The organism is Nocardia jejuensis NBRC 103114, assembly GCF_001613145.1.
Classification (GTDB): Bacteria; Actinomycetota; Actinomycetes; order Mycobacteriales; family Mycobacteriaceae; genus Nocardia; species Nocardia jejuensis.
In genome coordinates this window covers 25770-50474 of sequence record NZ_BDBU01000006.1, presented here as the reverse complement: position 1 = coordinate 50474, position 24705 = coordinate 25770, and the positions used below count along the sequence as shown (strand labels likewise).

The 24705-nt window shown below is 69.8% G+C and carries 20 protein-coding genes and 1 pseudogene; 7 read left to right on the top strand and 14 right to left on the bottom strand.

Annotation, left to right across the window (positions count from 1 at the left end):
- Window positions 1-13: 13 nt before the first annotated feature.
- The 5 genes from NJ1_RS37805 to NJ1_RS05155 all read right to left on the bottom strand — a co-directional run bounded on the left by NJ1_RS37805 (window position 14) and on the right by NJ1_RS05155 (window position 9885).
- The gene (locus NJ1_RS37805) at window positions 14-1660 is read right to left on the bottom strand and encodes a serine/threonine-protein kinase (RefSeq protein WP_245717224.1); all 1647 of its coding nucleotides are present in this window, start codon (window positions 1658-1660) and stop codon (window positions 14-16) included.
- Between the two features lie 111 nt (window positions 1661-1771).
- Window positions 1772-2944, bottom strand: coding sequence for a VWA domain-containing protein (locus NJ1_RS05170; RefSeq protein ID WP_067688041.1), 1173 nt, complete (start codon window positions 2942-2944; stop codon window positions 1772-1774).
- 196 nt (window positions 2945-3140) lie between these two features.
- A complete protein-coding gene (locus NJ1_RS05165) occupies window positions 3141-5858 on the bottom strand; it encodes a DUF5682 family protein (RefSeq protein ID WP_245717223.1) in 2718 nt (905 codons plus the stop codon).
- On the bottom strand, window positions 5858-6955 hold the full coding sequence (locus NJ1_RS05160) for an ATP-binding protein (protein WP_067688038.1): 1098 nt from the start codon (window positions 6953-6955) through the stop codon (window positions 5858-5860). Before NJ1_RS05160 ends, NJ1_RS05165 begins: the two co-directional genes overlap by 1 nt.
- Entirely contained in the window at window positions 6952-9885 is a 2934-nt protein-coding gene (locus tag NJ1_RS05155) for a DUF5691 domain-containing protein (protein WP_067688035.1), read from the bottom strand. The genes NJ1_RS05160 and NJ1_RS05155 overlap by 4 nt, the downstream gene beginning before the upstream one ends.
- An 81-nt stretch (window positions 9886-9966) precedes the next feature.
- On the opposite strand from NJ1_RS05155, the gene NJ1_RS05150 reads away from it, so the two are divergent.
- Window positions 9967-10254 (top strand): Rdx family protein, encoded by a 288-nt coding sequence (locus tag NJ1_RS05150; RefSeq protein ID WP_067688032.1) that lies wholly within the window; start codon window positions 9967-9969, stop codon window positions 10252-10254.
- Between the two features lie 32 nt (window positions 10255-10286).
- Here the strand turns inward: NJ1_RS05150 and NJ1_RS05145 are convergent, their stop codons facing one another.
- On the bottom strand, window positions 10287-10511 hold the full coding sequence (locus NJ1_RS05145; RefSeq protein ID WP_067688029.1) for an FmdB family zinc ribbon protein: 225 nt from the start codon (window positions 10509-10511) through the stop codon (window positions 10287-10289).
- Window positions 10512-10609: 98 nt separating this feature from the next.
- Here NJ1_RS05145 and NJ1_RS05140 point away from each other — a divergent pair, with 98 nt between their 5' ends.
- On the top strand, window positions 10610-12172 hold the full coding sequence (locus NJ1_RS05140) for a carboxylesterase/lipase family protein (RefSeq protein ID WP_067688026.1): 1563 nt from the start codon (window positions 10610-10612) through the stop codon (window positions 12170-12172).
- Window positions 12173-12185: 13 nt separating this feature from the next.
- Here NJ1_RS05140 and NJ1_RS05135 read toward each other — a convergent pair whose 3' ends face one another.
- From NJ1_RS05135 to NJ1_RS05125, 3 genes are all read right to left on the bottom strand, one after another.
- Window positions 12186-13481 (bottom strand): cytochrome P450, encoded by a 1296-nt coding sequence (locus NJ1_RS05135; RefSeq protein ID WP_422615735.1) that lies wholly within the window; start codon window positions 13479-13481, stop codon window positions 12186-12188.
- A 100-nt stretch (window positions 13482-13581) separates the two neighbouring features.
- Complete coding sequence (locus NJ1_RS05130) at window positions 13582-14298, bottom strand: TIGR03089 family protein (RefSeq protein WP_067688020.1); 717 nt, start codon at window positions 14296-14298, stop codon at window positions 13582-13584.
- Complete coding sequence (locus NJ1_RS05125; protein ID WP_439957666.1) at window positions 14286-15809, bottom strand: LCP family protein; 1524 nt, start codon at window positions 15807-15809, stop codon at window positions 14286-14288. Before NJ1_RS05125 ends, NJ1_RS05130 begins: the two co-directional genes overlap by 13 nt.
- A 220-nt stretch (window positions 15810-16029) precedes the next feature.
- Here NJ1_RS05125 and rfbD point away from each other — a divergent pair, with 220 nt between their 5' ends.
- The 3 genes and pseudogenes from rfbD (at window position 16030) to manB (ending at window position 18558) form a co-directional block, all read left to right on the top strand.
- Window positions 16030-16926, top strand: coding sequence for a dTDP-4-dehydrorhamnose reductase (gene rfbD, locus NJ1_RS05120; protein WP_245717222.1), 897 nt, complete (start codon window positions 16030-16032; stop codon window positions 16924-16926).
- 17 nt (window positions 16927-16943) lie between these two features.
- A pseudogene (locus tag NJ1_RS05115) lies at window positions 16944-17446 on the top strand (glycosyltransferase); the annotation flags it as partial.
- A gap of 20 nt (window positions 17447-17466) precedes the next feature.
- On the top strand, window positions 17467-18558 hold the full coding sequence (manB, locus tag NJ1_RS05110; protein ID WP_067688017.1) for a mannose-1-phosphate guanylyltransferase: 1092 nt from the start codon (window positions 17467-17469) through the stop codon (window positions 18556-18558).
- A 127-nt stretch (window positions 18559-18685) separates the two neighbouring features.
- Here manB and NJ1_RS05105 read toward each other — a convergent pair whose 3' ends face one another.
- Entirely contained in the window at window positions 18686-18904 is a 219-nt protein-coding gene (locus tag NJ1_RS05105; protein ID WP_067688015.1) for a DUF4287 domain-containing protein, read from the bottom strand.
- A 53-nt stretch (window positions 18905-18957) separates the two neighbouring features.
- Window positions 18958-19401 (bottom strand): DUF4267 domain-containing protein, encoded by a 444-nt coding sequence (locus NJ1_RS05100; protein WP_067688012.1) that lies wholly within the window; start codon window positions 19399-19401, stop codon window positions 18958-18960.
- Between the two features lie 88 nt (window positions 19402-19489).
- On the opposite strand from NJ1_RS05100, the gene NJ1_RS05095 reads away from it, so the two are divergent.
- Together NJ1_RS05095 and NJ1_RS05090 are read left to right on the top strand one after the other, a co-directional pair.
- Window positions 19490-20068, top strand: coding sequence for a TetR/AcrR family transcriptional regulator (locus tag NJ1_RS05095; protein WP_067688009.1), 579 nt, complete (start codon window positions 19490-19492; stop codon window positions 20066-20068).
- A gap of 248 nt (window positions 20069-20316) precedes the next feature.
- On the top strand, window positions 20317-21765 hold the full coding sequence (locus NJ1_RS05090) for a phytoene desaturase family protein (RefSeq protein WP_067688485.1): 1449 nt from the start codon (window positions 20317-20319) through the stop codon (window positions 21763-21765).
- Here NJ1_RS05090 and NJ1_RS05085 read toward each other — a convergent pair whose 3' ends face one another.
- From NJ1_RS05085 to NJ1_RS05075, 3 genes are all read right to left on the bottom strand, one after another.
- The gene (locus tag NJ1_RS05085) at window positions 21766-22440 is read right to left on the bottom strand and encodes a hypothetical protein (protein WP_067688006.1); all 675 of its coding nucleotides are present in this window, start codon (window positions 22438-22440) and stop codon (window positions 21766-21768) included.
- A 297-nt stretch (window positions 22441-22737) separates the two neighbouring features.
- On the bottom strand, window positions 22738-23658 hold the full coding sequence (locus tag NJ1_RS05080; RefSeq protein ID WP_067688003.1) for a cation diffusion facilitator family transporter: 921 nt from the start codon (window positions 23656-23658) through the stop codon (window positions 22738-22740).
- Between the two features lie 116 nt (window positions 23659-23774).
- Window positions 23775-24695 (bottom strand): cation diffusion facilitator family transporter, encoded by a 921-nt coding sequence (locus tag NJ1_RS05075; RefSeq protein ID WP_067688000.1) that lies wholly within the window; start codon window positions 24693-24695, stop codon window positions 23775-23777.
- Window positions 24696-24705 lie beyond the last annotated feature (10 nt).

The following is a 24705-nucleotide window of genomic DNA, read 5'->3' as shown; positions in this document are numbered from 1 at the left end:
CGTCTCTGCCGCGCTATCGGTTCCCGCTCGCGGAAGCCGGGCCGGGGTGGGGCGAGTGCAGGGAGAGGGTGACGGTGTCGGGGGTGAGGGGGAGGGATTTGGACTTGTTGCTGTTGACGATGATGGCGACGGTGATGATGAGGATGATCAGAACCGCCACCACGCCCGCGACTATCCAGCCCGCGGGGCTCGAATTGCGTTGCGGGGGAGGGTAGTTGGGGGTCGGGCGGTTCGGGTAGGGGGTGGGGGTGCTGAAGGCCGCCGACGGGGGCTGGTTCGGGTAGGACTGGGCGGGGGGCTGCTGGGCGGGGACGTACGACTGGCCCTGGGCGGGAGGCTGATTCGGGTACGGCGAGCCTGCCGACGACTGCTGGTTGGGGTACGGCTGACCTGCCGACGACGGGTTCGCGTACGGCTGGGCCGCCGAGGACGACTTCGGGTATGGCTGGCCCGCCGAGGCCTGCTGGTTCGGGTAGGCCGGGCCCGAGGCGGGGGGCTGGTTCGGGTACGACTGGCCCTGGGACGGAGGCTGATTCGGGTAGGACTGGCCCGATACCTGAGGTTGGCTGTGCGAGGAGCCCGAGAGGTTGGGATGGGCGGGGCCGGACATCGGCGGCTGGTTCGAGTACGGCTGGCCGATGGGCGGGCGGGCCTGGGTACCGGGGTAGCCGGTCTGGGGTACCACCGGCTGCGGGCGAGCCGGGGTCGGCTGACGCGGCGGCGCCACGATCGGCTGGGGATGGTTGGGGGTGGGCTGGCGGGGAGCGTTCACGATCGGCTGCGGATGCGCGGGCGTGGGCGGGCGCGGGGGGATGCGGGGCACGATCAGGGCGCGTTCGGCGGCGGCCGCGAATTCGGCGCAGGAGCGGAAGCGATCCTGCGGACGCTTGGCCAGGGCACGACCCAGCACGCCGTCGAGCGCGCGCGGGAGTTCCGGGCGTTGCGAACTGGCGGAGGGCGGGGGTTGCTGCAGGTGCCCGCGGATCACCGCGGCTGGGCTGGTGCCCTCGAACGGGACAGCGCCGGTGAGCAATTGGAACAGCGTGCACGCCAGCGAGTATTGGTCGGCGCGCCCGTCCAGCGTGGTCCCGGTGAGCTGCTCGGGGGAGGCGTAGGCCAGTGTCGCGGTCACCGTGCCGGTCTGGGTCAGGTGTCCGGTGTCGTCGCGGAGCCGGGCGATACCGAAATCGGTGAGGTAGACGCGCTCCCCGCTGGGACCGCCGGATCGGTTGGAGGAGCGGGCCAGCAGGATGTTCGCGGGCTTCACGTCGCGGTGCAGGACCCCGCGGCCGTGCGCGTAGTCCAGGGCCTTGGCGGTCTCGGCGATGACCTGCACGGCCCGCAGCGGCGGCAACTCCCCGGCTTCGACGGCGGAGGCGTTCACGCCGTCGATGTACTGCATGGAGATCCACAGCTGTTCGCCCTCGGTGCCGCGGTCGTACACGGTCACGATGTTCGGGTGATCGAGCTGCGCCACCAGATCCGCTTCCCGGATGAACCGGGCGCGGATCTCGTTGTCGGTGAACATCTCCTGATTGAGCAACTTCAGAGCGGTGAGACGCGGCAGTCGCGGGTGTTTGGCCAGATACACCGACCCCATACCGCCGCGACCGAGCTCGCGTTCGATGACGTAACCGGCGAACACATCACCAGAGCGCAAAACGAGCCCCCGTTCACACGAGACAGATCCAGCTCCGCAGCCTACCGTGTTCGCCTGCGCCACCACCGCGATGCGATCGGCCGCGACCGGGCGAACGGTGTTCCCCGCCGGTCACCCGGCCCGCCCGGCATGGATATTCGCCCAGGCCCGCACGTCGCCGCGATCGAGGGCAACGGCCAGCAGATCCGGGAATCGATCCGGCGTGCAGGCGAAGGCCGGGACGTCCAGGGCCAGCAGCGCGGCGGCGTTCTCACGGTCGTAGGCCGGCGCGCCCTCGTCCGAGAGCGCCAGCAGCACGACCACCTGGACCCCGGCCTCCTTCATCGCGCGCACGCGGCGCAACATCTCGGCGCGGATCCCGCCCTCGTACAGATCGGAGATGAGGACGAACAGCGTGTCGGCCGGACGGGTGATCAGCGATTCGGAATACGCGATGGCGCGATTGATATCGGTGCCGCCACCCAGCTGCGTGCCGAACAGGACATCGACCGGATCGGCCAGCTTCTCGGTGAGATCGACGACGGCGGTGTCGAACACCACCAGCGAGGTCTTCAGCGACCGCATCGAGGCCAGCACCGCGCCGAACACCGACGCGTACACCACACTCGACGCCATCGACCCGGACTGGTCGATGGCCAGCACCACATCGCGCCGCACCGCCTGCGATTTGCGGCCGTAACCGACCAGCCGCTCGGGCACCACCGTGCGATGTTCGGGCAGATAGTTGGCGAGGTTCTTGCGAATGGTGCGGTCCCAGTCGATGTCTCGCAGCTTCGGCCGCGACACCCGCGCCGCACGATCGAGCGCGCCGCCGACCGCCGCGACCGTCTGCGCCGCGACCCGGCGCTCGATCTCGCGCACCACCTTCTCCACCACCGTGCGCGCGGTGGCCTTGGTGGTTTCGGGCATCACCCGGTTGAGGCTCAGCAGCGTGCCCACCAGGTGCACATCCGGCTCGACCGCCTCCAGCAGTTCCGGCTCCAACAGCAATTCGGTGAGGTTCAGCCGCTCCACGGCGTCCCGCTGCATCACCTCCACCACGGTCGAGGGGAAGTAGTTGCGGATATCGCCGAGCCAGCGCGCCACCGACGGTGCGGAACCGCCGAGCCCGCCCGAGCGTCTGCCGCCCCGCCCGGGCTGTGCGTCCGCGTCGTACAGCGCGCCCAGCGCCCGATCCATCGCCAGATCGTCGGGCGCCTGTAAGCCACCGCCGAGCCCCTCTTCGGCCGCCGCCCCGAGCACCAGCCGCCACCTGCGCTCCGGCGCACGGTCGTTCTCGCTCATGCCGAACCCCTCGTCGTCCGTACCGCGGTCGTGCGCGGTGAATGCCGATGCCCCACCGCCGGACCGGGTGCGCGGCGCGGGAACGCGCCGCCGAACCGAGGTCCCCGGCTCACGGTGTCGCGCCCGCTCCGGTCGGCATGGCTGCTGAATCGTGTGCCGCCGAGTCCGCGCTGGAGGAGGGCGATGCGTGCCGATGTCATACGGCGACTCCGAGGATCTCCGCTGCCGCGCGCAGGGCCAGTGCACCGCGCGCGCTGTCGAATTCGGTGGTGATCGCCGGTGCGGCCGGCGCTCCGTGGCGCACCGCGTGCCCGATGGCCTGGCGTTCGCCGGAGTCGAAGGCGCCGAAGGTGCGGCGCAGCAGGGGGAGGGTGGTGACGAACTGCTGTTCGTCCAGGCCGCGCAGCCAGGAGTCGATGAGGCTCAACAGGGTTCGGTCGTGCACCAGCAGCAGACCGCGGCCGCCGAGGAAACCGTCGATCCAGGCCGCCTTGTCGGCGGCGGAATGGCCGACCGAGAGGGCCGCGGCGAGGCGGCGACCAGATTCGGCGGAGTCGATGAGTTCGGCATCGCACAGCAGGCGGACCGCGCGGCCGACCAGGCTGCCGTGCACATCGTCGCGATCGGCCAGAGCGCGAAGCGATGTCAGCCAGGTAGCGCTCGCCCACTCGTTGTCGCGAGCGGACAGCGCCAGGTGCACGGCGTCGACGAGACCACGCATCTCGGCGGCGGCGTCGCCGTCCAGACCGGTGACGGCACTGGGCAATCCGGCGCAGCTGCGGACCAGGAGACCATCGGCCACCCGGGCGAGGGCCGCGGTGTCGGTGCCGCGCACATCGCCGTAGCGCTGGGTGCGCAGCAGTCCGGGCAGGGCGGCGAGCAGATGCGTCACGTCATGGTCCAGCGCCGCCACCGATTCCAGGCGGCGGATCAAACCCGCTGTCGCGCCGCTCAGGTCGGCGAGCAGGGCCGCCTCGAGCGCGGCGGAGACCTTGCCGACCGTCGCGTCCTGATAGGCGATGACGTCGAGGATCTTGGCCTCGGCGGCGGTGCGCAGGGTGGTTCCCCAGCGCGACGCCTCCACCACCGAGATGGACAGTTCGGGTCGCCACTGCAGTTTCCAGGTCTCACGGAAGGTTCCGGTATTGCGGACCTGACTGTCCGCGACCTCACCCCACTCGATGCCGAGCAGTCGAAGCCGGTGCAGCAGGCGCGATTTCGCGACATCGCGTTCGTTGCGCAGATCCAGGTCGATGGTGCGCTCGAGGGCCTCGAGCTTCATGCGCAGGGTGCGGCACTGCTTGCGCAGGTCGGCCTCCAGTGGCACGGTCGGCGTCCCGTCGGGGACCGCGCCGAGCGCTTCCCCGATCACCAGTTCGGTGCTGACCAGACGCAGCAGGGTCTCGTCTCCGTCGCACAGCACCGCCCGCGTCGCCTCGGTCACCTCCGACAGCCCCGCCAGCGGGCGCTCCCGCAGCGTCGCGAGAGTCTCCGCGAGCCGCACGGATTCGATGATGTGCGCACTCGACACCGGCAGATCGTGCGCCCGCAGCGTCCCCGCCACCCTGGTCAGCCAGCGTGCGATCGGCTGCTGCGGCGTGGTGAACAAATGGTGGTACCACCCCGGTGAGGTGATCCCGGCCCCGTACCCCGACGAACTCGCCAATCGCGAATGCGTCCACGGCACCCACGTCAACGTCGCCTTCCCCTTCGGCAACCCCTTGATCACCCGGGCATCCGCCACGGCAGGCCCCAGCTTCCCCTCCAGCGCCGGTGCGTGCCACGCCCCGCACACCACCGCGAGCCGAACCGCCCCTTCCTTCACCACCTTCCGCATCACCAGTCGCATGTACGCCTCACGCCGCAACGTGTGCGCGTCCACCACGATCCGCGCCCGCCGCACCGTGTCAGCGGGACTCGGCGGGGTCGATTCACCGCTGTCCCCGGTCGGCTCTGCCGTCGTATCGAGGGTGGGATCGGACGTCGTGTCGTCGGTCGGCTCGGACGTCATGTCACCGGTCGGCTCGGCCGCCGAATCGCCGGTCGGGTCCGAGTCACCTACCGCCGTAATGTCGACTGTCGGCGGGACCGAGTTCGCCGCGTCCTCGGTCGATGCCGGATTCACGGCTTCGGTCGAGTCGGCGGCCGGTGCCGAGTCGTTCACTGCCGGTGAGCTGCCGGTCGTTCCGCCGTGCGGTGTCGCAGAACCCTCACCGGACGGGGTGGGCCGGGTTTCTTCGGGCCGTGCTGGATTGCTATCTCCGGCAGGGGAATCGACGTCGTCCGGATGCTCGTCGTCCGTTGTCTCGGCGTACTCGCGCAGGGCGCGCATGGCCTCGTTGACGGCGGTGAAAATGTCCGCGTCCGAAGTGGATTCGACGATCGCGTCCCACCAGCGCTCGGCATCGTCGTATCCACCGGCGGCGGCCAGCAGGCCGAGCGGGTCGGTGGCGTCGCCGGGCTCGTTCTCCATTGCCAGCGTGGTCGCGGCGGGCAGATCGCAGAAACCCACGCGCACATCGTTTTCCGCGGCGTACACCATCGCCTGCCACTCCGGCGAGAACACCGCGAAGGGCCACATGGCGGCCCGGGACGGTTCGTCGGGGTGGTAGCCGAGAAGCGCCACCGGCGGCTCCATCCCGTTCGCCGCGACGAACGCCAGCAGCGGATCGGCGTCGGCGGGACCTTCGATCAGAATCGCATCGGGCCGAAATCGCTCCAGCGCCAGCCGAAGGGAACGCGCCGAACCTGGTCCATGGTGACGAATGCCGAAGACGCGGGTCTGCGGGAGTTCCGAATCGGACGCGACGCGTATCGTACCGTCGGATCCCCCGCGGAGGCTCTCGGGAGAGCGACCGGTCGCGGGCTCGGTCGATCGAGACGGCTCGATCGCCGCTTCGCCGGCGCCGGGCATCAGCTCACCTCGCGGCAGGCGCGGTAGAAGTCGGACCAGTCGGGGCGTTGGCGGACAACGGCTTCCAGGTATTCGGTCCAGACGACGCCGTCCGCCACCGGGTCCTTGATGACCGCTCCCAGCACCGACCCCGCGATATCGGACGGGCGCAGGATGCCGTCGCCGAAGTGGGCGGCCAGCGCCAGACCGTTGGTGATGACCGAAATGGCCTCGGCGGTCGACAGGGTGGCGGTGGGGGACTTGAGCTTGGTGCGGCCGTCGGCGGTCATCCCGGAGCGGAGTTCGCGGAAGACGCGGACCACACGGCGGACTTCCTCGGCGGCCGCGGGCACGGCGGGCAATTCCAGTGCGGCGCCGAGCTGTTCGACACGGCGGGTCACGATGGCGACCTCTTCGTCCTCGTCGACGGGCAGCGGCAGCACCACGGTGTTGAACCGGCGGCGCAGGGCGGAGGACAGTTCATTGACGCCGCGGTCGCGATCGTTGGCGGTGGCGATCACGTTGAACCCCTTGGCCGCCTGCACCTCGGTGCCGAGTTCCGGTACGGGCAGGGTCTTTTCGGACAGCACGGTGATGAGCGCGTCCTGCACGTCGGACGGGATGCGGGTGAGCTCCTCGAGTCGCGCGATGGACCCGGCGCGCATGGCGGTCATGATGGGGGAGGGCACCAGCGCGGCCTCGCTCGGTCCCTCCGCGAGCAGGCGGGCGTAGTTCCAGCCGTAGCGGATCGCCTCCTCCGAGGTACCGGAGGTGCCCTGCACCAGCAGCGTGGACTGCCCCGACACCGCGGCCGCGAGGTGTTCGGACACCCAGGTCTTCGCGGTGCCGGGCACGCCGATGAGCAGCAGTGCGCGATCGGTGGCGAGGGTGGAGACGGCGACCTCCATGAGGCGGCGCGGCCCCACGTACTTGGGGCTGATCACGGTGCCGTCGGCCAGCGTGCCGCCGAGCAGGTAGGTGACCACGGCCCACGGCGACATCCGCCACGACGGCGGGCGGGCGCGATCGTCGGCCTCGATCAGCGCGGCCAGTTCGTCGGCGAAGGCTTGTTCGGCGTGCGGGCGCAGCAGGGCGTCCCGCTCCTGAGTCGTGGTCACTGCAACTCCTCGAGCATCGACGTGCGTTGGAAAAGATCATCGGCGAGCTGGTCGAAAGCCTGCTCCCAGTAGGGATCTCCGCAGGTGCGGGCGATCCCGGACACCATGTCGGCGGCGGTCACGGGGAAATGCGCGGACGCCGCGCGGAACAGCGTCCGATACGAACCGGGCACCAGGCTGGGTGCGCCCGGGCGGTCCGCGCACAGCTGCGCGCGCTCGAGCAGCAGCCGCAGCACGTGCTCCGCCATCGGACCCGGCCACGGATGCGGCAGTGCGCGCAACAGTGATTCGATCTCCGCGAGCCAGCTGGAATCGAGGGTGCGCAGATGCCGCACCTGATCCTGCAGCGGTTGCAGCGCGAAGAGTTCGCGCAGTTTCTCGCTGTCGTTCTCGCCCGCCCGCTGCCCCGCGTACGCGCCGAACAGCGCTCGCGCCCACTCCGAATCGCGCTGTGCCAGTGCGGCATCCGACAGTCCGGCGAACATCGGCCCGCGGACCGCCTCGTTCATCGCCGTGCGCACGGCCTGCTCGGGCCGCCCGAGCACACGTTCCCAGTGCCGCAGCGGGGTGCCCGCCACCACCCGATGCAGCCACTCGGCCGCCAGATCCGGTGCGCCGTCGGCCCGGTAGGCGGTGTATCCGTAGGAGTCCCCGACTCCGTCGCGGCGAGCCGCGTCGTCCAGAACTCCCGGACCGGTGGTGCTCAGCTGGGGTCGCGCCAGGACCCGCCCGAAGGTGAGCCAGGCCGCGGCGCGGGCCGTCATGCGCTGCGCGAACGCCGAATCCGGCAGTCTCCCCAACAGATCCGCCGCCACTCGCCGCACTTCGGCCCGTCGATCGTCGAGCGCGGATTCCAGCAGTGCCTCGTCGGCCGGTGCGAGGCCGTCGCCCAGAATCCCCAGCAACTCGGCCTTGCCCGGTCCGGACTCGCGGCTCCACGATCCGGCCAGCGCCGCCCGCGCGGCCTCCGGATCGCTGTGCCGCAACTGCGCCAGCCAGATGCGCCGTTCCGCGGCTCGTCCGTGCGACCACACGCTCTCGTCCTCGACCGCGGCCCGCACCAGCGACTTCCATCCCGGATGCTGCCCGGCCAGCCACCGCCCCCGCACCCCCGCCAGCCGCAACAGCGGCTCACGATGTGCGGCAAGCGATTTCGCGCGATCCAGCAGGAGGCTGCACAGCGCGTCCGGAGCCCGGAAATCCCGGGGCCCCGCCGCCGCGAACCACTCGTCGAGGAACGGTGAATTGTCCGCCAACATCGCCGCCAACCGGGCCGAGGCGGCCGGAGGCAGCAACGGGCGCACATCGTCGTCCGCGACCTCTCCCCGTTTCGCGATGCCCGGGCTCACTCCACCCCGCGTGAAACACTCTTGCAGCGCAGCGGCTTCGAGCAGTTTCACCGCGGGATCCCCGGTCGACCCCGTGACCGCCGCGGCGACCGGCCCCGCCAACCCGGCCGGGTCGGCACTGCGCCGCCCCGTCCCGATCAATGCCGCCGACACCAACTCGGCGCTCCCGCCCGGGATCTCGCTCGCACCACCCGCCGCGCTGCTCGAGTCTCCCTCCGTCGCACCGATATCCACCATCTCCCCGCCGGCCGGCGCGGCGATCGGCGCCAGTCCGTCCACGGTCCACTCCCCGACGACCGTCACCGGATACCCGCCCGACAACCCCAGCAGCCGCCACGGTTCCCCGTCCGCGATCGACAGCGGAATCGCCTGGCCATCGGCCTCCACCAGCTGCCACCCACCCTCGCCCCGCACCGGCACCACATCGACCAGCAGGACCGGCCACGACCGCAGGAACGGGTCGGCCCCCAGTGCCCGCGCATGCGAATCCAATGCGGCCGCAATGGTTCCCGCGCGCACTGCCCCGCTGCTCGAGGGTGCCTCGGTACCGGCGCCCTCGGCGGTACCGAGAGTTCGCCCCGACAGCATGAGGGTCGTGAAGGGTTCCGGCAGGCCGTGGCGGGCACCCCAGAGGGCGCGCAGCGCAGCGGCAGCGGGGTAGAAGTGCAGATCGGCGTCGAGCTGGAATCCGGGAGGCGGGGTATCGGCGGGAAAGGCCGCGCTGCCGTAGTGATGATCGACGAGCAGGGCCCAGCGGCCGGTGGTGCGGCCGCGCAGCCAGACTCGCCTGGTGTAGAGGCTCTCCTCGACCGTGGTGCGCAGGCCCAGGACCTGCCATTGGTCCCGCAGTGGTGCTTCGGCGCGGACGGAGTCGACGGGCGTGGGGTACCCGACGTGCGTGCGGACGGCGGCTCGCAGAGCGGGGGAGAGGGTGTCGAGGCGGCGGTGCGCGGTCGCCAGCAGATGCAGGCGGGCGTATTCGGTCAGCAGCAGCCGCGGCCACTCCCGGCGGGATGCCAGACGCGGGAGGCGGCGCAGAACCGCGGCCACGGCGGGAGCCTGCGCGTCGACCATGCGGGCGGCCACGGCCTCGTACGCGCCGTACGTGCGATCGGACTGGGCCAGGCCGGTGCGAATCTGATCGGTGAGCCACATGTCGAGGTCGGCGAGACCGGACGAGACGCGCGCCCGGCGTCGCTCGGAGCCGGCCACCGAGCGTCCCGGCTTCTCGTCGGACGCGGCCCGCTTCGCCGCGCGCACGGTACGGCCGCCGAGCCATTGCGCCGCGTAGTCCGCGACCTCGCCGGCCGCCGGGATATCGCCCTCGGCCCAGGTCAGCAGCAGTGACAGGGCGTGTTTGCAGGGGAACTTCCGGCTCAGGCAGGTGCACTTGTACGCGGGCTCGGCCAGGTCGACGATGGTTTGATAGGGGCGGCTGCCGCTGCCCCGGCACAGTCCCCACAGTGCCGTGCCGTGCTGCCCGCCCTCGCTCCAGGTGCCGCGCAACCTGCGCGCGGCGGTGAGCGATGCGGCGTCCGGTGCGAGTGCCGCGATCTGCTCGGCGGTCCAGGGTGTGCTCAACGATCCCCCTCGTTCTGTCTGCCCCTGATTTCTATCGGAGGGCACCGACAAGCGGGTGACTTACGTCTGTAGGGTTCGGGCATGCCCCGCGTCGCGATCGAATACTGCACGCAGTGCCGCTGGCTGCTCCGTGCGAGCTGGATGGCTCAGGAACTCCTGACCACCTTCACCACCGACCTGTCCGAGGTCGCCCTGGTCCCCGGCGAAGGCGGCATCTTCCGCATCACCGTCGACGAGGAACAGATCTGGGAACGCAAGGCCGACGGCGGCTTCCCGGACATCACCGTCCTCAAGCAGCGTGTCCGCGACCGCGTCGCCCCCGGCCGCTCACTGGGCCACTCCGATCGGCAGGCGGTCGAGGCGGAATAGCTACTTGGTCGCGCGAGTGAGGTCCAGCGAGATCAGCAGCAGCCTCCGCCGCCGCAGCAGCCGCCACCGGACGGGGCCTGCGGCACGGACGGCAGTGCGGTTCCGCCGCCCCGGGAGACCGTTCCGAAGGTGGTCAGCAGCTTGACGGTGTCGTCGTGGCCCCGGGGGCAGGCGGTCGGCGCGGACGCCTCGGCCATCGGGCGGGACTTCTCGAAGGTGTCTCCGCAGCTGCGGCAGCGGTACGCGTAACTCGGCACGGGCTCAGGGTAGAGGACGACGGCACGCGGTGACCGGACTCCGCATGCGTAGCGACGCAGTCGGTACTCTCGATTTACGGAGTACGAGGAGGTGTCCGATGAGCACTCGAGTCTTCGACACGCTGCCCGACGAGGCGGCGGGTCCGGTGGTCCGGACCGAGAACGGCGACGTGCGGGGCCGTCAGGAGGGATCGGTCGGCGTCTGGCGGGGAATTCCGTACGCCGCCACAGCCGGTGGCCCGAATCGATTCAGGCCACCGCAGCCCGCGAAGCCCTGGGAGGGTGTGCGCGACTGCTACGAATTCGGGGATGTCGCACCGCAGAGCGCGGGATTCGTGCCGGTGGACTCGGGTCTGCAGGTCGGCGAGGACTGTCTCTGGCTGAACGTCTGGGCCCCCGTCGGCTCCTCCGACGAGCCGCGCCCGGTCATGGTCTGGATTCACGGCGGCGCGTTCTGTCTCGGCACGGCCGCGCAGGCGGTCTACGACGGGCGCAGGCTGGCCGAGACCGGCAATGTCATCCTGGTCAGCGTCAATTACCGGCTCGGTGCGCTGGGATTCCTCGATCTGTCCTCGCTGGGCGGTGAGTTCACCCCGAACCTGGGTCTGCACGATCAGATCGCCGCCCTGGAATGGGTGCGCGACAATATCGCGGGCTTCGGTGGCGACCCGGACAATGTGACGCTGTTCGGGGAGTCCTCCGGGGCCGGATGCGTGACCGCGCTCATGACCGCTCCGCGTTCGGCCGGGCTCTTCCATCGTGCGATAGCCCAATCACCGCCCGCCACAACAGTTTTCGGCCCGGAACGGGGCGCCGTGGTGGCGAAGAGGTTCCTGGAGATCCTGGAGCTTCCGGAGGATCGGGCGGCCGAGATTCTGACCATGCCGATCGAGCGGATCTCCACTGCCGCAGGCATTCTGCTGGACGAGGTGCCCGCCCGCGAACCCGGTCGTCTCGCCGCCGCCCCCGTGGTGGACGGGGACCTGCTGCCCGGATATCCGAGCGAGAGTTTCCAGCACGGCCGCTCGCACCGGGTGCCGCTGCTGATCGGCACCAACAAGGACGAGGCCTCGCTGTTCCGGGTGTTCCGTTCGCCGATCATGCCGGTCACCACGGACGCGGTGAACACCATGCTGCGCGAGGTGGCCGGACAGCATCCGGGCATGTCCCCGGAGCGGATCGCCGAAATCGCCTCCGCCTACGAGAATGTGAGCAACCTGCGCGGTGCGCTCAACCTCTCCACCGACGCCGCGTTCCGCATGCCCTCGCACTGGGTCGCCAACGCGCACTCGGAACATTCCCCGACCTGGATGTACCGCTTCGACCACGCCACCCCCATGTTGAAGGCGGCCCGGGTGGGCGCGGGCCATGCCACCGAAATCCCCTACATATTCGGCACTTTCGGCTCCTTCGACCACGACCCCACCTTCTGGCTGGGTGGCCGCAAGATCGCCCAGGAGATCTCGGGCCGCATGATGCGCCGCTGGGCCGCCTTCGCCTGGTACGGCGTCCCCGCCGCCATCGACGGCTCCAAACACTGGCCGCACTACCACGCCGCCGACCGCAAGACCCTGCTCATCGACGCCGCCGACCGAGTCGTCGAGGACCCCGATCACGACCGCAATTCGGTCTGGGGCGATCAGGTGGTCGGCTTCTTCTGACCCACAACGGATTTCACGCCGTGACGTGTGCGCGATGACCTAGATCGGCGGGCATGTGGGAATAGCCGTGCAGGGTGAACAGGGGCCGGCGTTCGGGGGCTCCCGCCAGGGACAGGTCCGGGAAGCGGTCGAAAAGTGCTCGCAGGGCGTACATCCCCTCCATGCGCGCCAGGCTGGCACCGAGACACATGTGAATTCCGCTCGAGAACGTCAGGTGCTCTTTGGCGTTCGGGCGGGTGATGTCGAATCGGTTGGGGTTCTCGAACTTTCGCGGGTCGCGGTTGGCGCCGGCGAGGGACATGATGACGGCGTTGCCCTTGTGCAGGGTCGTGCCGCCGATCTCCACGTCGCACAGGGCTTTTCGCGCGGTGGCCTGCACGGGTGGATCGAAGCGCAGGATTTCCTCGACGGCCTGCGGCCACAGCTCCGGATCCTCGCGCAGCAGGGCCAGCTGGTCCGGGTGGGCCAGGAGCTGGAAGACGCCGTTGCCGATCAGATTGACGGTGGTCTCGAAGCCCGCGCCCATGAGCAGGCTCGCGGTCGCCTTCAGCTCCTGGTCGTCGAGTTCCCCGGCCGACACCAGACTGCTGAGGATGTCCTCGCCGGGCGCGCGCCGCAGCTGGGCGAGGTGCCGGTTCAGGTAGACGTCCATGCTCTCCATCGCGAGCAGGGCGTTGCGCCAGGTGCGCCACGAGATGCCGAAATCCAGCAGCGGGCTGGCCGCATCACCCCACTCCAGGAACTCCTCGCGCGATTCGTGCGGGAAGCCCAGCATCTCGGCGATGATGGCGATCGGGATCCGCGCGGCGTAGTCCGCGATCAGATCCGCCGATCCGTCCGAGGGCAGTGCCTCGATCAGCTCCCCGGTGACCGCCTCCACCCGATCGCGCAGTCGGCCGATGGCGCGCGGGGTGAACGCCGCCGACACCGATTTGCGCAGCCGAGTGTGCTCGGGCTGATCGGTCATCAGCATGGACGGCGGCTCCACCGGGTTCGGCGGCATCTCGGCCTTCTTGGTCTGCGTGCGCAGCCAGTCCGGCATCTCGAATCCGTCGGGACCGAAGATGCCGAACCGATTGTCGCGCAGGACGCTTCGGCTCAATTCGTAGTCGACCGTGCCGATGCTCAACGGTGTGCGCACCAGCTGCCCCTGCGCGCGCAACCGCTCGATGTACGGGTAGGGGTCGTCCAGGGCGGCTTTGCTGCCGAAAAGCTGAGCGAAGGCGTCACCCCTGCGCGCCTGCAGGCGTAGCCCCGCTCGGGTGGCTCCGTGCTCGACCATCCACCGGACCCAGTATCGCGGGCTCACCATCGCAGACTCCCTCGTCGTCGGATGGTTCCACGGTACGGAAGTCCGCGGCCGGGCAGAACATCCCGAGGAGGGAACGGCCGCTCCTACCGGGGTAGGACTAGGAACGCTGCGCGGTGACCCGTTCGGAGGAGATCCGCTTCTCGCGCACCGCCGGGTCGGGGTTGGTGACCTGCACCAATGACGCGCCCACCACCATCGGAGCGAGGAAGCCGTCGATCAATTCGGCCGGGGTTTCCCACGGTGTGCTGGACAGCACCCGATCCTCGGCGGTGAAGCCCTGCCGCCCAGCCGATTTGCGGGCCGCCTCGAGCGCCTCGGCGACGGACATGCCGTCCAGCGCGCAGCCGATGCCGCCGGGCCGGAACTGATCGCCGTGCACCCGCACCGAGGTGGCGTAATCGGTGACGCCGATCGGCAGATCCCGCACCGGCGGGCCCATCGGATCCAGCGACAGCGCCGCCACCTCCGGGATATCGCCGGTCTCGTCGAGCCGGGCCGCGGTCACCAGCGCCAGTTCGGCGTCCTGATCCGCGTGCAGCACCACTTCCGCCCCGGCCCACCAGCAGCCGAGCAGCACGGCCGCGGTCTGCCAGTGCGCGGGCAGCAGTACCGCCACCCGGCTGCCCGGTGAGAGGCCGAATTCGTCGCGAATCATATTGGCGGTCTTGGCCGCCCAATTGGCCAGCGTGAGCGCGGAGAGCTCGATCCGAGCGCCGGTGGCGTCGTCGTAGTGGGTGATGCGGGGCCCCGCCGGATCGCGGGCGAGGATGGGTTCGAGCACCGCGTCGGTGAGGGTGTCGTTCAGTTCACGCATTTCGGTCCGTTCTGGCCGCCGGCATCGATGGGTGCGGCGGGTGGCACCGGCGTCGCCGTGGTCGAACTTCCGGAGAAGTCGAACGGCCCGCCGCTCACCGCCGAACCGGGACCAGAGTAGTCACTCGCCAGCACCACCCGGACCGCCCCCTCGGTCATGCCCGCCTCGGCGAACACCGGCAGGCCGCCCAGCGTCGCGGCCACCGCCCGCGCCTTCGCGTCGCCGCTCGAGGCCGCCAGCACCCGGCTGCTCTGCACGCCGCCGCCGATCCAGTTGTCCACCGTCCCGGTGCGGAAACCCTTGGCCACCAGCGCCTGTGCGGCCTGTGCGGCCAGCCCGCCGACGCCGCTGGCGTTGTACAGATCCACCGTCACGGTCGAGGGATCCACGCCGCCGGTGTCCTCGTGCGCGTCGTTGTCCTCACCGACCATCTTGGCCACGTACTTCTGCACGGCGACCGGATCGACCAGCACCACCGATTCGCCGTTGTCGGTCCAGCCGTTGAGGTCCTTCACCGGGATGGTCTCGAACTTCACCTGGCCGCCGGACAGATCCTGCAGCTGATTCATGAATTTCAGGACGTCCCAGTCGGAGTCGAGCACCACGGTGCGCCCGACCGCGTCGCTGAGTTCCTTCATCCGGCCCGGACTGGTGAGCGTCTTGGCGCTGAGCACCTGATGCACCAGCTGCGCCATATAGACCTGCTGGCGCACGATGCGGTCCAGGTCCCCGCGCGGCAGATCGTGCCGCTGACGCACGAAGCTCAGGGCCTCCGGGCCGTCCAGACGCTGGCGTCCGGCGGGGAAGTCCGCGCCCGACATCGGCTCGTACACAGCGTTGTTCAGGCAGACGTCGACGCCGCCGACGGCGTCGGTGAGCAGCACGAAACCCAGCAGCCCGACCTCCGCGTAGTGGTCGACGGTGATGCCGGTGAGGTTCGCGACCGATTTGATCAGGGCCTGCCGCCCGGCGAGCGTGGATTTGTGATCCGCGTCGGTGGCGCTCGCGCCCTTGTCGAGCAGCTTCTGCTGCTCGGTGAACTTGGTGACGCCATAGGCGGAGTTGATCTTGCCCTTACCCTGTCCCGGAATATCGACGTAGGCATCGCGCGGAATCGAGATGGCCGTCGCGGAGGAGCCGTCGTTCGGCACCCGGATGAGCACGATGGTGTCGGTATTGAGGCCGACCTCGTCACCGGCGTGCAGCATGGCGCGCTCGTCCTGGCTGAGCGGATCGCCGTGCGCGTCGGTGCGGCTGTCGATGCCGACCATCAGGATGTCCACCGCGCCGTCCGAACCCCCGCCCAGGCCCAGATCGCCGATCCGCTCGATGCTCGAGACCAACTGATCGACGCTGTGCCAGCCCAGTCCGGTGACCCCGAGCACCAGCACCGCGGCGATCGCCGAGAGCGCTCGCAGCGGAGTGCCGGGCCGCTGCCGCCCGCCTCGCGCTCGTCGCGTCGCCGGGCGGCGCGACGGTAGCGGTGCGGATGCCCTCCTGCTCTCCGGCAACCTGGAAATCCTTTCCGCGCGGTGTTCGACAGCACCTCGAAATCGAGGTGATGCCGGTGGAATACCCCCATAGGCAGGCTAGACGCGCGGTCGAGAATGTCGGCGTAGCCGAGGCTCCGTGAGTCGTGCGCCGCCGGACTCTGCCGCTCGATGTGCTCGCGTCTTCGCAGGTGGAACGGGGTGTGCGCGCGGCGGAATCGGTCGTGTCACACTGGCCGCCGTGACTTCGCATCCCGTGACCTCGGCCACCGCCGGTTCCGATCCCGTCGCCGCGCGGCTGGTGGTGACGGGGGCCGGAGGCCAACTCGGGCGGGCGCTGCTGCTTCTCGCGCCCGGAGCACGCGGATTCGGGCGGAGCGAGCTCGACATCACCGACTCCGATGCTGTTCGGCGCGTGCTGAATCCGGGCGACGTGGTGCTCAACTGTGCCGCGTATACCGCCGTGGACCAGGCCGAAACCGAGGTCCGGGCGGCGTTCGCGGTGAACGCCACCGGCCCGGCGGTGCTGGCCGCGGCCTGCGTCGAGACCGGCGCGCGGCTGATCACGGTGTCTACCGACTACGTTTTTCCAGGCAACTCACAGCAACCGTACGAACCGGGTGATCCGACCGGGCCCGCCACCGTGTACGGCCGCTCGAAACTGGCCGGGGAGCAGGCGGTTCTGGAGCTCGCGCCCGACGCGCACATCGTCCGGACGGCCTGGGTGTACACCGGGCGCGGCACGGATTTCGTGGCCACCATGCGGCGGCTCGAACGCGAGCGCGACAGCGTGAACGTCGTTGCCGACCAGATCGGTTCACCCACCTACGCCCCGGATCTGGCCGCCGGACTGCTGGAACTCGCGGCTCGCGCGCCGCTGCCGGGTGCGGCGGCGCGAATCCTGCACGCCACCAATGCCGGACAGGTCAGCTGGTTCGAACTCGCCCGGGCCGTGTTCGCCGGAGTCGGCGCGGACCCCACGCGCGTGCACCCGTGCACGACCGCCGATTTCCCGAGACCTGCTCCGCGCCCGGCATATTCGGTGCTCTCTGGCGCCGCGTGGGCCGCGGCGGGACTCACTCCGCTGCGGGACTGGGACGTCGCGCTGGCGGACGCGCTGGCAGCGGCCGGCGGTTAGGCTGAATGGATCCGTGGTCCGCGCGCTCGGTCCCCGGACTGCTCGACGGTGCGGGCCACGCCATCCTCGGCACCGTGTGGAGCGGCAATTCGTGGAACCGCCGGTACCGGCGGGCCGATGCGCGGATCTCCGAGCGTACCGTCGGCCTGCTGTCCGGCTCCTGCCTGCTGGTGCGCCGCGCCGCCTTCGATTCGATCGGGGGATTCGACTCCCGCTACTCGATGTACATGGAGGATGTCGACTTCGGTGACCGCTTGGGCAAGGCGGGCTGGCACAATGTGTTCGTGCCGTCCGCCGAGGTCACGCACGCCAGGGGACACGCCGCGGGACGCCATCCCGAGACGATGCTCCCGCGCATCACGCGAGTGCGTACCGTTTCCAGGCCGACCGGCATCCGCACTGGTGGCAGGCTCCGCTGCGGGTCGCGCTGAAGGCCGGACTTGCGATCCGCTGCACGCTTGCGGTTCGATCCGCTCTGCGTGCACGTGATCGGGCGACCGGCGCGCACGCAGACCACTGACACATGACACAGGGGAGACGATGGCGAACAGCGGCACTGGAGCCGGGTCCACGGACGCGGTGATCCTGGTAGGCGGTCAGGGCACCCGCCTGCGACCACTGACCCTGTCCGCCCCGAAGCCGATGCTGCCCACAGCCGGTTTGCCGTTCCTGCAGCACCTGCTGGCGCGCATCGCCGCGGCCGGAATCAAGCACGTCGTCCTGGGCACCTCGTACAAGGCGGAGGTGTTCGAGGAACACTTCGGCGACGGTTCGCAATTCGGGCTGGAGCTCGAGTACGTGACCGAGAGCGAAGCCCTCGGCACCGGCGGCGGCATTCGCAATGTGCTGCCGAAGCTGCGCGCGGACACCGTCATGGTGTTCAACGGTGACGTGCTGGGCGGCACCGACCTCGGCGGCGTGCTGGACACGCACCACTCCAGCAATGCCGACGTCACCCTGCACCTGGTCCGGGTCAGCGACCCGCGCGCCTTCGGCTGCGTGCCGACGGACGAGAACGGCCGTGTCACCGCGTTCCTGGAGAAGACCCAGGATCCGCCGACCGACCAGATCAACGCGGGCTGCTACGTCTTCCGGCGCGAGTACATCGAGAAGATCCCCGCCGGCCGTCCGGTCTCGGTGGAGCGCGAGACCTTCCCGTCGCTGCTGGCCGAGGGCGCGCACATCCAGGGGCACGTGGACACCTCGTACTGGCGTGACATGGGCACCCCGGAGGACTTCGTGCGCGGCTCCGCGGACCTCGTGCGCGGCATCGCCCCGTCCCCGGCGTTGCCGGGGCAGCGCGGCGAATCCCTGGTCCATCCGGGTGCGGGTGTCGCGCCCGGGGCCCTGCTGATCGGCGGCACCGTGGTCGGACGCGGCGCGGAGGTCGGTGCGGGCGCACGGTTGGACGGCGCGATCCTGTTCGACGGCGCGGTCGTGGAAGCCGGTGCCACCGTGGAACGTTCGATCATCGGCTTCGGCGCCCGGATCGGCCCGCGCGCCCTCGTGCGTGACGGCGTGATCGGTGACGGAGCCAATATCGGTGCGCGCTGCGAACTGCTGCGCGGAGCCCGCGTCTGGCCCGGCGTCACCATCCCCGACGGCGGTCTGCGCTTCTCCACCGACGTCTGAGTTCGTCCGGCGCGAACTATTCGACAGCTCAACGAGATTCGGCCGCCCACACACTGTGGGCGGCCGAATCTCGTTGGGGGAGCGGATGCTCTCGCGGCTCATCGTCGGGGCGGTCCTCGGGTGAGGCCTATCGCTCCCACTTGCCGGGGTTCAGGTGGAACTGGACCAGCGCGCTCGCGTGACCATGCCCCATCTCATGCTCCGATTTGAGCCAATTCACCAGGTCTTTATGGGAGGTGATCCCGGTGTCGGCGAGGAGGGCGAACCAGTCGTCCACCGTGCGGCCGTATTTGGTTTCGATGGTGGGGAAGTACGAGGCCGGGCCGTGCGGCTTGGTGGTCGCCATGGGGTGCTCCTCGGGATGCGGTTGCCGGTAAGGACGACGCGGCCCGCCGAGAATCATCGCGCTGTGACGGGGCTCATGGCCGGGGGCGCCGCGACGGCGGATTCGATACCGGCGGTGCGGGGTTCGCGGATCAGCAGGAACCCGGTGAGGGCGACCAGGGCGGCGGTCAGGCCGTGGATGCCGAACGCGGCGGCGGTGGAGCCGTGGTAGCTCAGGACCGTGGTCATATCGCCGATCGGGATGAGGGCCAAGACCAGCATGCTGATTCCGAGGGCGAAGCGCTGACGGGCGGCCAGCAGCGCCAGGATCAGGATTCCGGAGGCGGTGTCGCGCACACCCTTGAGGTTCATGAACGCGGCGGCCTCGCCGGTCGGCCAGGACGGCAGTCCGAAACCGGTCGCGGTGGCCTCGGGGGCGATCAGGTAGCTCAGGCCGATGTAGAGGATGAAGGCGGCGCCGATGAGGGACAGGACGGTGGCGATGCGGGAGATGTTCATTGTGGCTCCAAAATCTAGCGGTGCTAACTGATGGGTGCAACGCTAGATTATCGATAGGTAGTTTGTCTAGCGGTGCTAGAGTTTGTTCATGTCAGTCACTCAGACCCGCAAGGAACGCGAACGCGCGGAACGCCATCAGCGCATCGTCGACACCGCTCGCGCGATCGCCGAGACCGACGGCTGGGACGCCGTCACCGTGCGACGCCTCGCCGAGCGCATCGAATACAGCCAGCCGGTGCTGTACGGGCACTTCGCCGGCAAGGACGCCATCGTGACCGCCGTCGCGGAGCAGGGCTTCGTCGAATTGGGGGTCATGACAAGGGAATTGCGCGAAGCCGCGCCGGATCCGGAGGCCGCGCTCACCGCCGTCGCGGAGGGGTACCTGCGGTTCGCTCGAGAACGGGCAGCACTCTACGACGCCATGTTCCTGCTGCGCACCGAACTGACTTTCGGGCCCGACGCGCCGCAACTGCTCAAGGACACCTTCGTCGAACTCCTGCTCACCTTCGCGCCTTTCGCGGCGCCGCACGACGAGGAAACCTTCACCGAGGTGTGCTGGAGTGCGCTGCACGGCCTGGCCACCTTGGACCGAGGGGGGCGGCTCCGACCCGATTTTCGGACCCAGCGACTGGAAATCCTGGTGTCCCAATGGATCTCACCGGCCTGAGTGCCCCGGTCCGCGCGGCCTCGAAGCCCGGCCCGGCCGCCCCGGCCACCGAAAGGCCGGCCTGAACTGCGACGGCTCGAATGTGCCACCCGGTGCGCCGACCGGACTCGTCCGACCCGCCGTACCGTGCGCGATAGATCCGCCGACCTCGGATCTCCGGGGCCGTCCACGCGGTGATATTCGGCCTGGATCATCGGGTTCGTCACGGTGGCGGTGGTAGGCGCCCGAGCGCGCCTACTGTGGAGATCATGGCTGATGCGGTGGTGGTCGGGTCGGGGCCCAATGGGCTTGCGGCGGCTGTGATCCTGGCTCGGGCGGGGCTCGAGGTCGAGGTGTACGAGGCCGCGGACCGGATCGGCGGGGGATGCCGGACCGGGGAGGTGACCCTCCCGGGGTTCAAGCACGACCTGTGCGCGGGGGCCCATCCGATGGCGGTGGCGTCGCCGTTCTTCCGGGCGTTCGACCTGGCCGCGCACGGGGTGGAACTGCTCACGCCGCAGGTGTCGTACGCCCATCCGCTGGACGGCGGCCGGGCCGCACTGGCCTGGCGGGACCTCGAGCACACCGTCGACGGTCTCGGGCGGGACGGCCGGGCCTGGCAGCGGCTGTTCGGGCCGCTGGTGCGGCGCTGGGAGGACCTGGTCGACCTGATCATGTCCGATATGCGGCACCCGCCGGTCGAGCCGGTGGGTGTGCTGCTCGGCGCCCGCATGGCGGAGCTGTCCACGCCGCTGTGGAACGCGCGCTTTCGCGAGGATCTGGCGCCCGCCCTGCTGACCGGGGTGGCCGCGCACGCGATCCGCCCGCCGCGCAGCGCTCCCGGCGCGGGCGTCTCCCTGCTGCTGGGCACCCTCGCGCACGCGGGCGGCTGGCCGGTGCCGCGCGGGGGCAGCCAGGTGATCGTGGACGCGCTGGCCGAGGATCTGACGCGGCACGGCGGACGGATCATCACCGGGCATCGGGTGGACGACCTCGGCGAATTCGGCAGCGCCGCGGCGGTGCTGCTCGATACCGCGCCCGCCGAACTCCAGCGCGTCGCGGGGGAGCGGTTGTCCGGCGGATACGCCTACGCACTCGACAAATTCCGGTACGGCGGCGCGGCCTGCAAGGTGGATTTCGCGCTGTCGGGTCCGGTTCCGTGGCAGGCGCGGGGGTGCGAGCGGGCCGGCACGCTGCACCTGGCCGGATCCCGAGCGGAGATCGTGGCGGCCGAAAAGGCCGTCGCCGCAGGGCGTCACGCGGAACGGCCCTACGTACTGGCGATCCAGCCGGGCGTCGTGGACTCCACCCGCGCCCCCGCCGGGAAGCACACCTTCTACACCTACGCCCACGTCCCCAACGGTTCCACCGACGACCTGACCGAGACCATCACCGCCCAGGTCGAACGCTTCGCCCCCGGTTTCCGTGATCTCGTCCTCGCCACCAACGTGCGCACCGCCGCCACCATGCCCGCGCACAACGCGAACTACATCGGCGGCGACATCTCCGCGGGCGCGATGACCCTGCGCCAGACGCTTTTTCGCCCGGCTCCCCGCTGGAACCCCTACCGCACCCCCCTCCCGGGTGTCTACCTGTGCTCCGCCGCCACCCCACCCGGCCCCGGCGTGCACGCCATGAACGGCCTGCACGCCGCCCACCACGCCCTCCGCCGCGAATTCGGCATCCGCACACACCCTCTCGACCTGCTGCGCGCCTGACTACGACGCCGACAGCGGCCACTCTCCGGTGTCCTCGCGTGCCTGCCTGAGCCGGGCGCAGAACTTGCCCGCCAGATCGGCGGGGAGGTCGCAGGTGCGCCCGATCAGCCAGCGCCGGTACAGCCGGTCCTCGTAGTCGGGGTCCTGCGGGTGGGCGGGCTCGTTCAGCAGTGGCCCGAAGGCGTGCTCGACCAGCGGCAGCACCGATGCCTCCGCACCGCGATTGCGTTCGAGCAGATCGGTGAGATAGAGCCCGAGCAGACGGCCCAGGTGCGAGTTCAGGTCGCCGGCCGCGGCCCGCAGGGCCTGCTCGTCCAGTGGACCGTGATCGAGCAGTTTGTTGAGCCCGATCTGAGAGTCGAACAGCGCCAACGCCATTGCGGCGGGCACCGCCACCGACGCGGTTCCCGGATCGAGGGTGCGCCGCTGCGCGGTCTGTGGTTTCTCCCCGCGCCAGTACGCCTTGGCCGCGCTGCCGCTGTGCCAGTCCAGGGAGGTGTCCAGGCGGCGGAACGTGACCGGCTTGGGGGTCGGGCCGAGGGTGGCCGCCTCGACCCGGACCAGGGTCCGGCGGGTCGGTCCGCCCGCGGCGATGACGTCGTCGAGACTGAGATTGAGTTCTCGACGCCGCTCGCGAACGCACGCCGCGAGGAACCCCGCATACTCCGGCTGCATGTAAACCAAATTTACCCTAGGGGCCGCGACGAACGCCGCGACACTCTCCCCGAGATCCCTGTTGCCGCACTCTACTACCTTCCGTACGTGGTCAGCGGGTGAATCGAGATCCAAACCTTTTCTACTGATTTTTCTTGCTCCGGTGTAGGAATCGCCCTAGGCTGTAGGGGCCTCGCGCGGATCGGAGTTCGATCGTGCCCCGCGGGCAGTGCTTTCGGAGGGGCGCACCGATCTGTAACGGAGGGGAGGGATCGGCATGCCCCTCCGAAGGTCCACTCCCGCAGTGGATCCCGGCCATCACTCGCGACGGCTGCGGTGCAGATCCGGTTCGATGTAGATATCACCGGCGGCCGGAACCACCTGGCGCACACGAGCTTCCGCGGCGTCGATCGCCGTGGCCACGGTCGAGATGTCCAATCCCGCGACCATGGTGACCTTCGCGGCGATCAGCAGGTCGTCCGGCGCGAGATACTGCGTCTTGAGCTGCAGCACACCGTCGATCCGATTGACGTCGACGAGGCTCTCCCGAATGCGGCGCTCCTCGTCGGGAGTCGCGCCCTCGCCGATCAACAGGCTCTTCATCTCCACGATCAGCACGACAGCTATTGCGCCGAGCAGGATTCCGATGGCGACCGTGCCGATCCCGTCCCAGATCGGATCGTCGGTGAGCACGGTCAGCCCGACGCCGAGGAACGCCAGGACCAGCCCGATCAGCGCGCCGGTGTCCTCGAGCAACACCACCGGCAGTTCCGGATTCCGAGTGGTGCGGATGAACCGCCACCAGCTGTTGCGACCCTTGAGCGGTGCGGACGCCTCGCGGGCGGTGGCCAGGCTGTAGCCCTCCAGGCACATGGCGATCACCAGAATCCCGATCGCGATGCCCGCGGATTCCAGCGGCTCCGGTTCACGGATCTTGTGGATGCCCTCGTTGATCGCGAACAGCGACCCGAGCGTGAAGATGACCAGCGCCACCACGAACGAGTAGAAGTAGCGATTGCGGCCGTACCCGAAGGGGTGCAACTGATCCGGCGCCTGTTCCGCGCGCCGCCGCCCGACCAGGAGCAGTCCCTGATTGGCGGTGTCGGCCAGCGAATGCATCGCCTCGGCCAGCATGGATCCCGATCCGGTCAGGATCGCGCCGCCGAATTTCGCGACCGTGATGCCGGCGTCGGCGGCGAACGCCGCCAGCACCGCCTTCCTGCTGTCACCCGAAGACATGGGATCAACGCTACGTGCGATACCGGTGGAACGTCCGGCGATACGCGCCGGACGATCCGATCGTCACGATCACCACGGTCGGCGCGGCGCCCTGCCGGGGGCAGCCGGGATCAGCTTCACGCGGCCTGCGTGCGGTACAGGTCGGGTTCGAGGTAGATGACCCGCGCGGCCGGAACCGCTTCGCGCACGCGGGCTTCGGCCGCGTCGATGGCCGCGGCGATGTCCGCGATCTCCAATCCGGGCACGATGGCGATCTTGGCCGCGACGAGCAGTTCCTCCGGTCCGAGGTATTGGGTGCGCAGATGGATGACGCGGTCGATGCGCTCGTCCCCGGCCAGGCATTCGCGGATCTTGCGATCCTCCTCGGGTGTCGCGCCCTCACCGATCAGCAGGCTCTGCATCTCGATGATGAGAATGACCGCGATGATGCCCAGCAGGATGCCGATGGCCAGCGTGCCGATGCCGTCCCAGACCGGTTCGCCGGTCAGTTCGGTCAGCGTGATGGCCACGAATGCGAAGACCAGGCCGATCAGCGCGCCGGTGTCCTCGAGCAGCACCACCGGCAGTTCCGGATTGCGCGAGTTGCGGATGAACCGCCACCAGCTCGCATCGCCCTTGAGCGGCTTGGATTCCCGCATGGCGGTGAAGAAGCTGAAGCCCTCCAGCGCGATCGCGATGCCCAGGATGACGATGGCCACGATGGCGTTGCTCAGCATCTCCGGATGCTGGATCTTGTGGATGCCCTCGTAGATCGCGTACACCGAGCCGAGCGCGAAGATGACCAGCGCGACCACGAACGAGTAGAAGTAGCGATTGCGGCCGTACCCGAAGGGGTGCAGCTGATCCGCCTGCTGTTCGGACCGGCGCTGGCCCAGCAGCAGCAGACCCTGGTTGGAGGTGTCGGCGACCGAGTGCACGGCCTCGGCGAGCATCGACGCCGATCCCGTGATCGCCGCGCCGATGAACTTCGCCACCGCGATGCCGGCGTTCGCGCTGAGCGCCGCCAGGATCGCCTTCTTACCGCCACCCGCAGACAATGTGCAGTCC